This is a genomic window from Bacillus sp. GS3m_15504 (genome assembly GCF_055825275.1).
Genome location: NZ_JBVVNL010000029.1, coordinates 1 through 403, shown reverse-complemented (window position 1 = coordinate 403; position 403 = coordinate 1). Strand labels below are relative to the sequence as shown.

General features: G+C 52.9%; 1 protein-coding gene. It reads left to right on the top strand.

From position 1 onward, the window contains the following. A partial coding sequence (locus tag AC0L0O_RS30035) for a YihY family inner membrane protein (RefSeq protein WP_473786243.1) occupies window positions 1-403 on the top strand: 403 nt, incomplete at both ends.

Genomic DNA, 403 nt, shown 5'->3' with positions numbered 1-403 from the left:
ATTTTAACGCTGGGGCCGCTGCTGGCAGGGGCCAGTCTGGCGATCAGTTCCTATTTGCTCTCCCTGCGCTGGGCGAGCGATCTCAATACTGTCATCGACAACGTGCTGCGTATTTTTCCGTTGCTGTTGTCGTGGATCTCCTTCTGGTTGCTGTACAGCATTGTTCCTACCATCCGCGTACCTAACCGCGACGCGATTGTCGGCGCGTTTGTCGCCGCACTCCTGTTCGAAGCAGGAAAGAAAGGTTTCGCGCTTTATATCACCATGTTCCCGTCATATCAGCTCATTTACGGTGTGCTGGCGGTGATCCCCATTCTCTTTGTTTGGGTCTACTGGACATGGTGTATCGTCTTGCTTGGCGCGGAAATTACTGTCACTCTCGGGGAATACCGCAAACTAAAAC